Raw genomic sequence first — 14,438 nt, forward strand, 5'->3', positions numbered from 1 at the left:
ATTCATGACCATGCAATCACCCTCCGGCCACGCGCTGGCAGTGTTCGATCCGCCCGAGGGCGATGGCCTCCCGGACCCCTTCGCCGGGAGCGAAGCGGCTGAGCTCGATGCCCGGTCAGTCAGCGCCTGGTTCGGCGAGCGCAAGGTGCTTGACCGGGTCTCCCTGACCATGGCCGCGGGACAGGTCACGGCCCTGATCGGGCCCTCGGGTTGCGGCAAGTCCACCTTCCTGCGGATCCTCAACCGGATGCATGAAATGGTGCCCACGGCCTCGCTGGCCGGGCAGGTGCTGCTCGACGGCGCGGACATCTACGACCAGGGACGCCGCGTCACGCTGGCCCGCCGCAATATCGGCATGGTCTTCCAGAAGGCCAACCCTTTCCCCGCCATGTCGATCTACGAAAACACCATTGCCGGCATGAAGCTCGCCGGAATGAAAGCGGGCAAGGCGGAAAAGGACTTCCTGGTGGAGGATTCACTGCGCAAGGCTTCGCTGTGGGATGAGGTCAAAGACCGCCTGCACCAGCCCGGCGGCGGATTGTCGGGCGGACAGCAGCAGCGGCTGTGCATCGCCCGGTCCCTGGCAGTGTCCCCGCGGGTGCTGCTGATGGACGAACCGTGCTCAGCGCTGGACCCCACCTCCACCCGGCGCGTCGAGGAAACCATCGCTTCGCTGCGGGGGCTGGTGACCATAGTCATCGTGACGCACAACATGCAACAGGCGGCACGGGTTTCGGACACCTGCGCCTTCTTCCTTGCCGCGCACAACGCACCGGGAGCGATCGTGGAGCATGGCCCCACGGACGCCATGTTCCACTACCCCCAGGACCAGCGGACCAGCGACTACGTGAACGGACGCTTCGGATAGTGCGGCGAGCCACCGCAGCCGCCGAACGCAGGCGCCGTCGATTCCGGAACCTCGCCGCTGCAGGCATGACTGTGGCAGGCCTGACCGTGGTGCTCCTCTACGGAGTTCCGCTGCTGGCCGGCACCCCGCCGCTGCTGGCCGTCCCCGGTCAGGCCGCTGAAGGCATGCCACAACACGCCTTGCAGCAGCAGGACGGCGGACCGGCGGCCGGTGATGCTCCACTAATGATCGGGACGCCCGAGGAGGCCGAAGTGGTGGCGGGCCGGGAACTGGAGCGCGCTCCGGCACGCGCCGGTCAGCCCGTGCGGGTGCAGATGCCCCGGCTGGGCATGGACATTCCGGTGCTGCCCATGGCGCTGCCGGCGGACCGCCGCGTCAATCCGCCGTCCAACGGATTCGCGTACTGGATCAGCGACTTTGGCCCGGCAGGCGCCAAGGCAACCAACACCACGTACGTGGCTGCGCACTCGTGGAACCTGGGCTACTCGGCCTTCAACGGGCTGATGGACATCAAGGCCGGCGCGGGCCGGGTCAACCAAGGCGACGCCGTGCTGGTGACCACGCCCGAAGGAGTGGCCACCTATTCTGTCACCGGGACGGCCGGTTACGTGAAGACCACCCTGGGCGGCCGGGAGGAGCTGTGGCAGGCGGTGCCCGGGCGGCTGGTCCTGATGACCTGCTTCCAACTCAACGATGCCGGCGCCACCGAGAACTACATCGTCTATGCGGAGCGGACGGGCTAGGGAGCGGACGGGCTAGGCGGCGCCAGGTCCGGCAAGGACGTGCGGCAGGCTCAGCTGCCCCTCGGGAGCGGTACCACGTCCCCTTCCCGGTAGAGCAGCGCACGGAGCTCGGACTCCGCAGACTGTGCGCGGTGGGGATCGATGGTCTCCCCCGCGGCAAAATGGTCCAGCAGCCGGGGATCAACGTAGCTCTTGCGGGCGATGGACGGGGTGTTCCCCAGTACGGCCGCCGCCTCCTCCATCGCCATGCTGATGGCCCGCTTCCGCGCCGCCACCTTTGCCTGCGGCCCGCTGCGCGCCAGGCTGAGGGCAGCCGCCACCGTCCCGCGCAGGGTCCTGAAATCCTTGGCGGTGAAGTCCAGGCCGGTCCGCTCCTTGACGTAGGCGTTGATCTCCGCGCTGGTCACGGGGTGCCAGCTCCGCCCGTCCTTATACGCCAGCAGACGGGCGTTGCCACCGCGGCGCTTGAGGGTCCGCACCAGGGCGGCAAGGTCGGCGTCGTGAATTTCGGATTCCCAGTCCTTGCCGCTCTTCGCGGGGAACCTCAGCTCCAGTGTTTCCTTGCGGACGCGGACGTGCGCGCACAGCAGAGTGGCCAGGCCGCGGCTGCCGTTCTCGTTGGTGTACCGCTCCGAGCCCACCCGCAGGGACCCGCTGTCCAGCATCCTGAACGCGGCCGCCAGGACACGTTCGCGGCTGAGGCCGTCGCTGCGCAGGTCAAGGGTGACCAGCCGGCGCGCGGCGGGCAACGACTCGGCCAGCTGCAGGGCGCGATCAAACTTCAGCCGGTCTTTCCGCTCACGCCATTCCGGATGGTAGATGTACTGCCGCCGGCCCACGGCATCCAGTCCCGTCGCCTGGATGTGCCCGTTCTCGAACGGCGCGATCCACACGTCCTTCCAGGCCGGCGGGATCCCGATGCTCTCCAGCCGGTCCCGGACGGGCCCCGGAGGCAGGGTGGAGCCGTCCAGGTCCCGGTAACTGAAACCCGTCCCCGCGGCCACCCGCCGGTAGCCGCGGCCGTTCGCGTTACTGCGGCGGAGCCTCATGACGAGGCACCCTGCCCGTTCGTCCATCCCATAAAGGCAAGCCTACTGATGATTTGGCGGAATACCCGCCGGGAGCATGATGTTATGGGAGACGTGCCTACTCCCAACGGTCCCACCCCCGCCGCCAAAGCCACCGCTGTACAGCCTGCGGGAAAGCCTGCCGGCGGAGCCGGGGCTCCGGCCCCTAAGGCAGTGGACAAGGAGACGACGGCGGGAATCCTGTTCGGCTTCGGCGCCTACGGGCTGTGGGGGCTGCTTCCCCTCTACTTCATTGCGCTCCTGCCCGCCTCGCCGGTGGAAATCGTGGCCAACCGGGTGGTGTGGTCGCTGCTTTTCTGCGCACTGCTGATCACGTTCACACGGTCGTGGCGCGCCCTGGCCAACGCCTTCCGCGACCGGTCCGTCTTCGGCGCCCTGGCCATCGCCGGCGCCCTCATCGCCGTGAACTGGCTGACTTACACTTATGGCGTGACCACCGGCCAGGCCGTAGAAGCCTCGCTGGGCTACTTCATCAACCCACTCGTCTCCGTCCTCCTCGGCGTGATTGTGCTCAAGGAGAAGCTGCGCGCCCTGCAGTGGGCCGCCGTCGGAATCGGTTTCGTCGCGGTGGGCGTGCTCACGGTGAGCTACGGCAAACTGCCGTGGATCGCTCTGACGTTGGCCTTTAGTTTCGGCCTGTACGGGTTCGTGAAGAACCGGGTGGGCCGCAAAGTGGATGCGGTGACAAGCCTCAGCGTCGAAACCATGGTGCTGGCACCGCTGGCCGGGGCCGCCATGATCTTCCTCGCCCTGAGCGGCTCCGCCACCCTAGCCAGTCAGGGGCCCGGCCATTTCTGGCTGCTGGCGGCTTCCGGCGTGCTCACGGCAGTGCCGCTGCTCTTCTTCGGCGCGTCGGCCCGCCGGCTGCCGCTGACCACCATCGGGCTGCTGCAGTATGTGGCTCCGCTGCTGCAGTTTGTCGTGGCCCTGCTGGTCTTCAAAGAGGCCATGACGCCGGACCGCTGGATCGGTTTCGGGGTGGTGTGGCTGGCGCTGCTGGTCCTGACGGTGGATATGCTGCGGACGGCGGGGAAGAACTCGGCCGCCAGGCGGCTTGCCCGCCGCTGACGGTCAGCCGCCCAGCGCGCTCTTCATGGCGTCGTATGCGGGCCTGGCTTGCCCGTCATCGAACAGGAAATCGTGGCCCTGCTGCAGGTTGCCGGAGTCGTCGATGGACCAGTTGTAGCGGTTGTCCACACCCCACGTCGTGTACGAGACGCACGCACGCGAGCCCAGGCAGGTGGCCAGCACCGAGGCGTACTGCTTGGCCTGGGCATCCTTCCCGTGGTCATCCGTGACGTCATTCTCCGAAATGCGCACGTAGAGGCCGGCCGCCTGGAAAGTGGCGAGCGTCCTGGAAAGCTGTTCCTGCGGAATGGCATCGGTGTCGAGGTCGTAAATGTGAGCCTGGAGGCCCACGCCGTAGATGTGGCCGCCCTGGGCGTTCGTGTCGCGGGTCAGCTTGAGAAGGGCGCCCTGGCGCGGCCCTGGCACGTCGGCCCCGTTCTCGTTGATGAACTGTTTGACCCCCGGATCGGCGTCGTACACGGCCTTGGACACGACCGCCGGGTAGCCGGGCCCGAAGACGCGGTACCAGATGTTCTGCTGCATGCTGGTCCCCTGGTCGACGTCGAACGGTTCATTGACGACGTCGAGCGAGGCCAAGTGCCCCTTGAAGTGCGTCACCACGGTTTTCACATAGTCGAGCAGCGCGGTGGCGCTGGACTTGCGCTCCGAGTCCGTTCCGCTGGGGAGATCCTGCATCCAGCGCGGCATCGCCTCGCTGAAGGCAATGGTGTGGCCGTGCACCGTCATGCCCTTGCGCTCTGCGATGGCAACGATCGCGTCCGCCTCCTCGAAGGTATAGACGCCCTGCTGCGGCGAGAGGAATTGCGGCTTCATGGCGTTTTCCGGCGTGATGGAGCCGAAGTTGCCCACGAGTTCCCGCGCGTAGTCGGCGTCCGAGGCAAGCGGCCCGAGCGCCACGGCGGCACCGATCTTGAAGTCCGGCCGGGTTTTGGCGGCCAGTGCCTGCAGGCCGTCCGAGGAGGACTGGCCGTCGGCGACAGCAACGCCCGACGTACGCAGGCCGGCGCTCTCCGGCGCAACCGCTTTGAGGGACGTGACGTCGAACGCCCCGGAGTCGCTCGAGAGTCCGAGCCACAGCTCTCCGGAGGAAAACACCTTGCCGAAGGGAAGCGAGGCGATTTTGTCCCCGCCGCTGGTGATCTCAAGGTTGTCCCCGGACCGGTGCACCGAGAGGGTCGCTGCAGGGTCGGTCAGAGTGGCGCGCTCGTCATGCACGGGGACAGGCTGCGTCATGTCCCGCTTCTGGGTGCCGTCGAACACGGCGATGTCCAGATCCTTGCCCTGGAGGGTGAGCCGCAGGCCCGCCGGCTCGACGCGGAATTCGTCCGCGATGACGGGGGGACGGTCGTACAGCGCCCAGGACGCATCGCCCGTGACGTCGGCGAACGTCGCGCTGAGGGTGAAATCTCCGCTGACCATCAGGTGTGTGCCCGCCAGGTTGAGCGGCGGGTTCGGCTGGCCTCCCGTGCCGTTCTGCTCGACGATGCGCCTGTCGGTCGCGGTGACCTGCAGGCCGTTGCTCCCGGCCGTCACGCCGGGGATGTCCTGCCAGTTCTCGTGCAACAGGTCCACATTCACATCCGGCTTCGGTGTGGGTGAGGAGCAGCCCGCCAGGACAAGGAGGAGGCCGGACGCCAGCACCGTCATGAGAGTGTGTGTGCGTCCGGCCATCCTGTGTCCCTCTTCCTGGTCGTTAGGGCTTGGTCCAGCGGACGTCGTCGAAGTACGCCTGGACCCCCGAGTTGCCCTGGACAATGACCTGCAGGCTCGCCTTGGCTACCGCAGTGGTGCTGGGCGAGTATGTCAGGTCAACGTTGGTCACGCCGGCGGCCGTTACGCCGAGCTTATACTGCCCGGAGATCCACTGCCCGGCGGCGTTGTACTCGTCGATATAGAAGCCCACCTCACCGCTGGTCCGCGCCGCGACGTTGAGGTAGCTGGCGATCTTGTACGAACCGGCCGTCACCGCGACCTGCGGGGAGAACAGGTGCTTGTTCGCCGTGGTGGCCGTCAGCTTGACCGAGTTCACCGGGTTGGCCGGGCTGCCGTGGTTGGCGGCGTCGGCCAGGATGGTGGTGGCCGAGTCGGTTGTCCAGCCGGAGCTGATACCGGCGTCGAACGTGCCGTTGGCGACGAGGTTGGACGCGGGCGGCGGGGTGGTCTCCGCGCCGAGCGCCAGCATCTGCACGTTGTCCAGGTAGGCCGTGATGCCGGTTCCGGTCACCCAGACCTGCAGGCTGGCCGAGGCCACGTTGGTGGAACTTGGCGTGTAGTTGAAGTTCATCGACTCCACCCACCGTGAGTTCTCCCGTTTACGGAACTGCCCGGAGATCCACTGTCCGGCAGCGTTGTACTCGTCGACGTAGAACCCGACTTCACCGGTGGTGATCGAAGCCACGTTGAGGAAGGCCTTGAACATGTAGTTCGTGGTGGGCGTTACCGGGACCGTCGGCGAGAACAGATGACCTGCTGTGGAGCCTGAGACCAGCTTCACCGACTTGGCGAAGTCCGGGTAGCTGCCGTTGTTGGCGGCGTCCGCCGTGATGGTTGCCGGGGCGTCGGTCCGCCAGCCGTCCCCGAGTCCGTTGTTGAACGTGGGGTTCGCCAACTTGTTGGGGGTGCCGTTCACCAGGCCCTTGCTGACGTTGACGTTCTTGATCTGCCCTGCCGTGACCTTGGTCTTGACGTACGCGGCCAGTTGGTCGAGCTCGGCGGTGCCGTATTCGTAGTCGTCCGGGACCTGGCTCGGATTCGGCCGGATGTCGTGGAACGTAAAGATGACCCACTGCTTGTTCGCGATCGCCGCGTCAACCTGTGCCTTCAGGTTGGCCACCGGCGTGGTGACCTCCTGGACCGGGACGTCGCGGAGCAGGTAGTCACCGAGCGGCCAGGGGTTGTTGCCGGTGTCGGCGAAGCCGCGCATCGAGCTGTAGTACTTGGCCACCCGGGCCACCGCGGACATGTCGTAGTCCCCGTACGGCGGGGCGAACGCCGTCGGGTTGAAGCCGTTGGCCACCAGAGTGGCCTTGCTGTTGGCCAGCTCGGCGTCCACTTGCGCGGCCGTCAGCTTGTTGGCCTGGCAGTCGTTGCCGGTACTTACAAGGCACTGATGGTCCACCGTATGCGACCCGATTTCCCAGCCGTAGGTGTTCTGCAGCTGAGTGATCTGGGCCCACGTCATGTAGGGCACATCGGTGTTGGCACGGCAGGTGTTTGGCACGGTGGTCATACCGACGCAGCCCGTGATCACGTAGTTGGTGCCGGTCAGCCCGTATTTCTGCAGGGTGGGCGCCGCCTGGGTGAGCGCGCTGGCTTGGCCGTCGTCGAAGGTGAAGGACACCAGCGCGGCCGGGGCGGGGTTGTCCACGGCGGCGTAGGCAGCTGCCGGGGACAGCAGTGCGGTGGCCATGGCCCCCACCGCCCCGAGGGCCACGAGCCTGGCGCGCCCCCGCGCCAAGCTGGATCTGATTCCGGTCATGAGTTTCTCCGTTCTTTGCGGGGGGCCGACAGCGCCGGGTGACACAGCCGAATGAGGGTCACGGGCCCTGCAACTGCTTGAACGCCTGCGCGACCGGCAAGACGTCAATGCCGCTTTGGTCGATGAGCTGCAACTGGGCGGCGAAGACGTCGCTGGTGATGGTGCTCCGGTCCGCGGCGATGGTGTGTTCCTGGGTTCCGGTGTTCGACGGGGTTGCGATCTGGTGGTACACGAGGATGAGCCAGCCGTTGGCCCGGGACGCATCGGCGAGCGCCTGGGTCAGTTGCTCCGGCGTGGTCTCATCGGTGATGTAGAGGACCTTCAGATCGTGCGAGTTGAGGTTCTGCCGGGTGTTGAGGCCATCGTCCGTCCCCCGCATGATGTCGAAGTACTTGCTCGCGTACCAGTCGACCTGGGCATCGGACCGTCCGTACGGCGGTGCCAGGTCGTCGGTGGACAGTCCGGCTGCTGCCAGGGCTTCCTCGCTCTTGCGCAGCTGTTCGTCCAACCGGTCGGTGCCGATTGAGGTGAGGTCGAGGTGTTCGTAGCTGTGTGCAGCGATCTCATGTCCGGCGTCGTGCATCTGCTGCACCTCGGCGGCTGTCACGAAGTTCGGCGTCTCGATGGAACTGGGGTTGACGTACTGGGTGGTTTTGAAGCCATGCTGGTTCAGCAACGGGAGGGCGCGGTCATACATCGACTGCCAGCCGTCGTCGAACGTGATGGAGACCAGCGGCTTGTCCCAGCGGAGCGGGCCAGGTTTGGTCACGTCAGTCAGTGAATAGTCGCGGACGTTGGTGGTGCCGTCCCCGTGCGAGATGAGCGTGACCATGACGGATTTCGCCCCTTCGGGGACCTGGAACGACTCCCTGATCGCTGTCCACTCCCCGGCGGGCGGCACCGTCTCCAGGTTGTGGAACTCGCGGCCACCCGCTGCGAGCTCGAATTCCGCCACGACGTCCAGTTCGCGGTCGGCTTGGTAGGTCGCGCCAAACTCAAAATACCGGTCGCTGGTCACCGGGATCGGCTCGTACTGCCACTTCACTTCGCCGTTCTGGTAATTCGAGATGCGGGTCCAGAGAAAGTTCCCGGCGGCGTCCTTGCTGCGCCCGGATTCGACCGTCGACACCCCGGAGGAGTACGGGGACCAGGAGTCCGGAGCGCCCGGCTGGGGGCCCGCGAACGCGGGGTTGGGGATGAGGTTGGGGCCGGTGACCGCGGCAGCCGGCGGCCGGACGTCGTCCGCCGCCTCGAGGTACGCCCCCTCCACCCGGAAGGTGGCCTTCGAGGAAAGCCGGAAGACATACTCCACCGAGGCCGTTGGGTTTGCGCTCTTGAAGGCGTCGCTCACGGTGAACGGGCTGTTGCCAGGCCGCTCGAGGGGGTTCCGCAGTTGCTCCAGGGTGGTGCTGCCGTCGGAGTTGTACTGGCGGCGCAGCAGCATGAAGTCCGCGTCACTGGTGGCGTACGCCTTGAACAGGTAGGTCTTGCCGGCTTCAACGTTGACCCGCGGGCTGGTCAACGTCACATCGCCCGACGTGTATTGGGTTATATCGAGCTCCAGTGCCTGGCCGCTCAGCTGACCGTTGACCTGTCCCAGCGAGGTCGCGGCGTCAGCGCTGTGGCGGACATTCCAGCCGCCCACGGTCCCGGCGGGTGCCGCCGAAGTGCCGGCCGCAGTTGCCGTGGCAACCAGCGTGGGGAACAGGTTGGCGCCGGGCCGTGCCTGGGCGATGCTGCTCTTCCCACCGGTGTACGCCAGCCATCCGGCCGTGATCAGGACGACCACCATCGAGATGACGACGAGCGGATTCAGCAGCACACGGAGAATCCACGAGCGCTTACGCACGGGCTGGCACCAGCACGGCGCCGGCCCGCTGCGGCGACTTCCACGTGTTGACCTTGGGACGCCGGAACAGGCCGCGAGAGCGCGCGATGCACCGGATCGCCGCCGTCAGCTGCACCAGGTCCATGATGTAGTACAGGAAGTAAGCCGTTGGCGCATAAATGGACAGCCGGATACGTTCCTTCGTGGTCAGATTCTCATCCAACCAGACCGTCAGTAGCGTGTAGGCGGTGATGGTCGCGTACGCTCCGAGTACCAGCGCGGGGGTCTGCGTGACAAGCGACCAGTAGAGCGCGTACGTCCAGGCCAGGGGCGAGACGAGCAGCGTAAACTCGCTGAGCAGCGCCATGGGCATCCGGTAGTAGGTCAATGTCTTGGCGTACCGGCGGCTGGGGTTGAAGATCATGCCGCGGTACTTGATGAGGTTTTGGAGGCTCCCGTACTTCCACCGGTAGCGCTGCTTCGCCAGGGCCGGGAGGGTCAGCACGCCCTCGGTCTGCGCCACCACGTCCGCGCCGTAGACCATGCGGAAGCGCCGGTTGCCCAGGTTCGTGATCTTGGCGCTGAGGCCAATGTCCTCGGTGAGGGTGTCCGTGTCGTAGAAGCCCACCTTGCGCAGCACCCGCATCCGATAAGTGGAGGCCACCCCGCCCACCACGTACTCGCAGTTCAGCAGCGAATAGAGCTTCTTCGAGCGGTAGCCGATCATGTGCTCGAACCGCTGCAGGATGCCGAGCACCGTCCCCTCCTCCAGGATCTGCACGTTGGCGGCGACACCGGCCACGTACGGGTCCTCGAAGTAGGTCAGCGCGTTCGTGATTGCGTCAGGTTCAATGGTCGAGTCGGCGTCGAGCGTCATCACGAACTGGCCGCGCACGTGGCGGCGAAGCGCCGCGTTGAGCGCCGCGCCCTTGCCGACGTTCTGCCGCATCCGCACGATGCGCAGGTCCAACTCGGGGTGACGCACCTGGTAGTCGCGGACCAGCCGGCCGGTGAGGTCAGTGGATGCGTCGTCCGCCACGATGACCTGGAAAGGGCGGTAGGTGCTGCGCCGGACGGAGTCCAGCGTCCGGACGATCACCGCCTCCTCGTTATGGGCCGCGATGACGACGGACACCAGCCCGGGAACCTCGGGGATGGCCCGGCGGGTCCACGTGGCCGACGCCGCACATTCGGGCCCGTACTCGACGGGGCGCCGAACGCCCCGTCCCCCCCTCCTCCGCTGTTGCCAGACGTCATAGAAGTTGGCACCCACCAGGTAGACGCCGAAGTGCACCACGTAGAGGATGCTGACCCCGGCGAATAGCCAGAAGATGACGAGGGGGATGTCCACGCTCACACCTCCGTGGAGTTGGAGGCGAGCGCGGGCAGGTGGGAGGCGGACTTGGGCTCGGAGCGCCAGTTATGCGTTCCGCGGTGCTGGATATTCATGGACGTGGCGACGGCGGGCGCCGCGGCCGGATGCAGGACCTCGCCGAACGTCGCCTTCGCAGCGGCGTCGGCCGGCAGGGCGTCGGCGAGGACGCCCTCGAGGACGCCCTCGGCGAACTCAGCGGGAAGGACAACGGCGTCGGTCAGCTGGACTGCGGCCGGCGGAACCAGGGCCATAACGGCCGCGCTGGCGGGCATCGCAGGGGCCGGAATGGCTGCCAGCGGTGCCGGGGTCACGGCAGCGGCCGCGCGCGCAGCGCGGCGTCGGGCTCCGCGCCGGTACATCGCGACGCCTACGAAACGCATGATCACGGTGAGGATCACAAGGGCCCAGAGCACTACGCTCAGCTGAGCCACAAAACCGAGCAGGCCCTCGAACATGGCGCTGTCGCGGCCAAAGGTCGCTTGTGCAATCAGGGTAACGCTCTCGTTTGCGGCTGAAAGCTGAGTCATTGCATTTCCCCTGTCTCGTGCAAGATCTTGTCATTGGCGCCGGGGAACCGCTCCCGCTCGGGGGGCGTAGCCAGTCCGGCGTCGAAGTAGCCTGTGTTGGTTGAAGTCACTCTCATGAGGCGGCGTGGGACCGAAGGGCCCCGGGCCAGCCGCTGGTTCGGGACGGGTGGGAACGGAAGTCCGCTTTCCGGGGCAGGCAGGCCGGGGCTGAGGCAGACCGTGTCGCCGGCGCTCCCCATTCCCGTCTCCCGGGTGTCAATATTTTGGAGGGGTTTCATACCGATTCTCCTCAGCGGTGGGCCTTCCAGGAGCTGCATACCCGGCCCGTTGGTAAGTCCAAGTTACGTATCCTTGGAGGGGCCAAACACGAGTAGCCGGTACTCTAAAAGATTCTTGGGGCTACTTACGAATGGCGCCTGGCAGAGGCCGGGAGTTAGGGAGTTGACCAGGCACGGACCGAGGGTATTAGGTAGTTGCCCCTAGCGGCATATTAGGTAGCCCCCTTTGGAAGCCGGCCGGAACGCAACCAGCAGGGCAGCGCCCAGGTGCGCCGGGGCGTCCTGCAGATACGCTGAGGGCGGCAGGCACCAAATCTCCGGCACGGAAGTAGGCCAAGCAAATGAAGCCCCATAACGTGGATCTGCTCGTGGCGGAGGAGGCAAAGCGGGGAAGTCCCTCGCTATGGACCTGGCTGCGGCCGGCCAGAGCGTTGCAATGGTGGAACGCGGCATGATCGGCGGCACCTGCATCAATGTGGCGTGTATCCCCACAAAAACCCTCGTCAACAGCGCCCGGCTGCTGAAGACCATGCGCCGGGCCGCTGAATTCGGCATCACGGGCGCAGAGTCTCCCGCCATCGACGCGGTGCGGCTTCGCCACCGCAAAGACGACGTTGTGGACACCATGGTGGCCGGGCAGCGGAAGTCGTTCCTTGGTTCCGGGATGGACCTGGTGATCGGCGAAGCCAAGTTCGTCGCAGAACGCACCGTGGAAGTGGCGCTCGACGGCGGCGGCACCCGCACCATCAGCGGAACCAATGTTGTCATCAACACCGGCATGGTGCCTGCCCTGCCGGCCATCGACGGACTTGCCGGCGCCAGTGTCCTGACCAGCGAGAGCATCCTCCGGATCGAAGAGCTGCCGTCCAGCATCGTGGTTCTCGGGGGAGGCTACATCGGTGCGGAATATGCGTCGATGCTGCATCTCATGGGCGTCCGCGTCACGGTGATTCACCGCGGGGCGCACCTCCTGGGCCGGGAGGACGCGGACGTGGGCGCCTCGGTGGGCGAGGTCTTCAGCCGCGACGGCGTGGATGTCCGTCTGGGCGTCGAAGCCACCCGGGTCACCCGTGCCGCCGACGGCACCGTGACGGTGGAACTGTCCGACGGCGGCACCGTCTCCGCGGGCCAGATTCTGGTGGCACTGGGCCGCGAGCCGGTCACGGCGGGGCTGGGACTGGAGAAAACCGGCGTCCACCTGACACCGCGCGGCTTCGTGGAGGTGGACGATCACCTCCGGACCACGGCCAGCGGCATCTGGGCGGCCGGGGACGTTGCCGGGTCGCCGCAGTTCACCCATGCGTCATGGAACGATTACCGCATCCTCAAGGCCAACCTGGCCGGGGGTGACCTCACCACGACGGACCGCCTGGTCCCCTACTGCGTGTTCATCACCCCAGAGCTCGGCCGGGTGGGCCTGAGCGAAGCCGAAGCGCGGGCCGCTGGCCACAACGTCCGCGTGGCCCGCATGCCTGTCTCCGCCATTCCCCGCGCCCGCACCCTCGGCCAGCTCGACGGCGTCTGGAGGGCCGTCGTCGACCGTGACACCCATCTGATCCTTGGCGCCGCCCTGCTCAGCGCCGAGGCCAGCGAAGTCATCGCCGTTGTCCAGATGGCGATGCTCGGCGGCATGCGCTACCAGCAGGTGCGCGACGCCGTGATCACGCACCCCACCATGGCCGAGGGACTTCAGCTGCTGTTCAGCGACGCTTTCCTGGGATAGCGGCCTTCTGGCGTAGCAGCTTTCTGGAAAAGCTGCCGGGAGCGGCCCTACGCGTTCGCCCTGATGGCACCGGCCAGGACATCCAGGCCGTCGTTCAGCAACTCGTCCGTGATCACCAGCGGAGGCAGCAGGCGGATGACGTTGCCATAGGTGCCGCAGGTGAGGATGATGACGCCTTCCTGGAGGCAGGCGGCCGCCACAGCCTTGGTCAGCTCCGGGTTGGGTTGCTTGGTTCCGGCATGGACCAGTTCAATGGCGAGCATCGCACCGCGGCCGCGGACGTCGCCCATGACGGCTTTCCGGGCGCCGGCCAGTTCCTTCTGAAGTGCGTGCAGCCGGCCGGTGGCCAGTTCCTCGATGTGCCGGGCCCGGCCGGCCAGGTTGTACTCCTCCATGGAGCCGATCGCGGCCAGTGCCGCGGCGCACGCCACGGGGTTTCCGCCGTACGTCCCGCCCAGCCCGCCCGCGTGGACGGCGTCGAGCAGGTCGGCGCGGCCGGTGATGGCTGAAAGCGGCATGCCGCCGGCGATGCCCTTGGCCATGGTGATGATGTCCGGGACAACCCCTTCGTGGTTCACGGCGAACCATTCGCCGGTGCGGCAGAAGCCGGACTGGACCTCGTCGGCGATGAGGACGATGCCGTTGTCCCGGGCCCAGGCGGCCAGGGCCGGGAGGAAGCCCTCGGCGGGCACGATGAAGCCCCCCTCCCCCTGGATCGGTTCGATGATGACCGCAGCCACCAGGCCGGCACCGATCTGTTTTTCGATCATGGTGATGGCCCGCTGTGCTGCCTCGGCGCCGGTGAGGTCCGGGTTTTCCTCGCGGTACGGGTAACTCATCGGCACGCGGTAGACCTCGGGCGCGAACGGGCCAAAGCTCCCGGCCGGACCCGACTTGTACGGCATGGCCTTGGCGGTCAGCGCCATGGTCAGGTTGGTGCGGCCGTGGTAGGCGTGGTCGAAGGCGACGACGGCGTCACGCCCCGTGGCGAGGCGGGCCACCTTCACAGCGTTCTCCACTGCCTCGGCGCCCGAGTTGAAGAGCACCGTGCGCTTTTCGTGGTCGCCGGGGGTCAGCCGGTTCAGCTGCTCGGCCAGGGCAACGTAGCTTTCGTACGGGGTGACCATGAAGCAGGTGTGCGTGAAGTGCTCCACGGCTTCCTTCACGGCGCCGATGACGGCGGGATCGGACGCGCCGACGCTGGTCACGGCGATGCCCGAGCCGAGGTCGATGAAGGCGTTGCCGTCCACGTCGTGGATGATCCCGCCGTCGGCATCGGCCACATAGACGGGGACGCTCGAGGCGACGCCTGCGGCCACCACGGCCCGGCGGCGTTCGGTCAGGGCGATGGACTTGGGGCCCGGGAAGTCGGCCTGGACGCGGCGCTTCTGTTCCAGGCGGAAGACGATGTCATGTGCGGTGGTGGTCATGGGATTTCTTT

11 protein-coding genes are annotated in these 14,438 nt (G+C 66.8%); 4 read left to right on the forward strand and 7 right to left on the reverse strand.

Annotated elements, in window-relative coordinates; genetic code table 11:
* Positions 1-4: 4 nt before the first annotated feature.
* Both NQJ30_RS02555 and NQJ30_RS02560 read left to right on the forward strand, forming a co-directional pair.
* Positions 5-868, forward strand: a complete 864-nt coding sequence (locus NQJ30_RS02555; RefSeq protein ID WP_255768156.1) for a phosphate ABC transporter ATP-binding protein — start codon at positions 5-7, stop codon at positions 866-868.
* A complete protein-coding gene (locus NQJ30_RS02560; protein WP_255768157.1) occupies positions 868-1,611 on the forward strand; it encodes a class F sortase in 744 nt (247 codons plus the stop codon). The genes NQJ30_RS02555 and NQJ30_RS02560 overlap by 1 nt, the downstream gene beginning before the upstream one ends.
* 50 nt (positions 1,612-1,661) lie before the next feature.
* Here NQJ30_RS02560 and NQJ30_RS02565 read toward each other — a convergent pair whose 3' ends face one another.
* Complete coding sequence (locus NQJ30_RS02565) at positions 1,662-2,660, reverse strand: DNA topoisomerase IB (protein ID WP_255768198.1); 999 nt, start codon at positions 2,658-2,660, stop codon at positions 1,662-1,664.
* Between the two features lie 84 nt (positions 2,661-2,744).
* On the opposite strand from NQJ30_RS02565, the gene rarD reads away from it, so the two are divergent.
* Complete coding sequence (gene rarD / locus NQJ30_RS02570) at positions 2,745-3,767, forward strand: EamA family transporter RarD (protein WP_255768158.1); 1,023 nt, start codon at positions 2,745-2,747, stop codon at positions 3,765-3,767.
* A gap of 3 nt (positions 3,768-3,770) precedes the next feature.
* Here the strand turns inward: rarD and NQJ30_RS02575 are convergent, their stop codons facing one another.
* Genes NQJ30_RS02575 through NQJ30_RS02595 form a run of 5 tightly spaced genes read right to left on the reverse strand, consistent with a single transcriptional unit; the run spans position 3,771 to position 10,996 of the window.
* On the reverse strand, positions 3,771-5,459 hold the full coding sequence (locus NQJ30_RS02575; protein ID WP_255768159.1) for an endo-1,4-beta-xylanase: 1,689 nt from the start codon (positions 5,457-5,459) through the stop codon (positions 3,771-3,773).
* A gap of 22 nt (positions 5,460-5,481) precedes the next feature.
* Positions 5,482-7,266: a polysaccharide deacetylase family protein gene (locus tag NQJ30_RS02580; RefSeq protein WP_255768161.1), complete on the reverse strand. Its 1,785-nt coding sequence runs from the start codon at positions 7,264-7,266 to the stop codon at positions 5,482-5,484.
* Positions 7,267-7,324: 58 nt separating this feature from the next.
* Positions 7,325-9,088, reverse strand: a complete 1,764-nt coding sequence (locus tag NQJ30_RS02585) for a polysaccharide deacetylase family protein (protein ID WP_255768162.1) — start codon at positions 9,086-9,088, stop codon at positions 7,325-7,327.
* A gap of 19 nt (positions 9,089-9,107) precedes the next feature.
* On the reverse strand, positions 9,108-10,445 hold the full coding sequence (locus NQJ30_RS02590) for a glycosyltransferase family 2 protein (protein WP_255768163.1): 1,338 nt from the start codon (positions 10,443-10,445) through the stop codon (positions 9,108-9,110).
* 2 nt (positions 10,446-10,447) lie between these two features.
* Positions 10,448-10,996: a hypothetical protein gene (locus tag NQJ30_RS02595; protein WP_255768164.1), complete on the reverse strand. Its 549-nt coding sequence runs from the start codon at positions 10,994-10,996 to the stop codon at positions 10,448-10,450.
* Positions 10,997-11,677: 681 nt separating this feature from the next.
* On the opposite strand from NQJ30_RS02595, the gene NQJ30_RS02600 reads away from it, so the two are divergent.
* The gene (locus NQJ30_RS02600) at positions 11,678-12,997 is read left to right on the forward strand and encodes a dihydrolipoyl dehydrogenase family protein (RefSeq protein WP_255768165.1); all 1,320 of its coding nucleotides are present in this window, start codon (positions 11,678-11,680) and stop codon (positions 12,995-12,997) included.
* 47 nt (positions 12,998-13,044) lie between these two features.
* Here the strand turns inward: NQJ30_RS02600 and gabT are convergent, their stop codons facing one another.
* Positions 13,045-14,427, reverse strand: a complete 1,383-nt coding sequence (gabT, locus tag NQJ30_RS02605; RefSeq protein WP_255768166.1) for a 4-aminobutyrate--2-oxoglutarate transaminase — start codon at positions 14,425-14,427, stop codon at positions 13,045-13,047.
* Positions 14,428-14,438: the final 11 nt, after the last annotated feature.

It is taken from the genome of Pseudarthrobacter sulfonivorans, assembly GCF_024391045.1.
Taxonomy (GTDB): Bacteria; Actinomycetota; Actinomycetes; order Actinomycetales; family Micrococcaceae; genus Arthrobacter; species Arthrobacter sulfonivorans_B.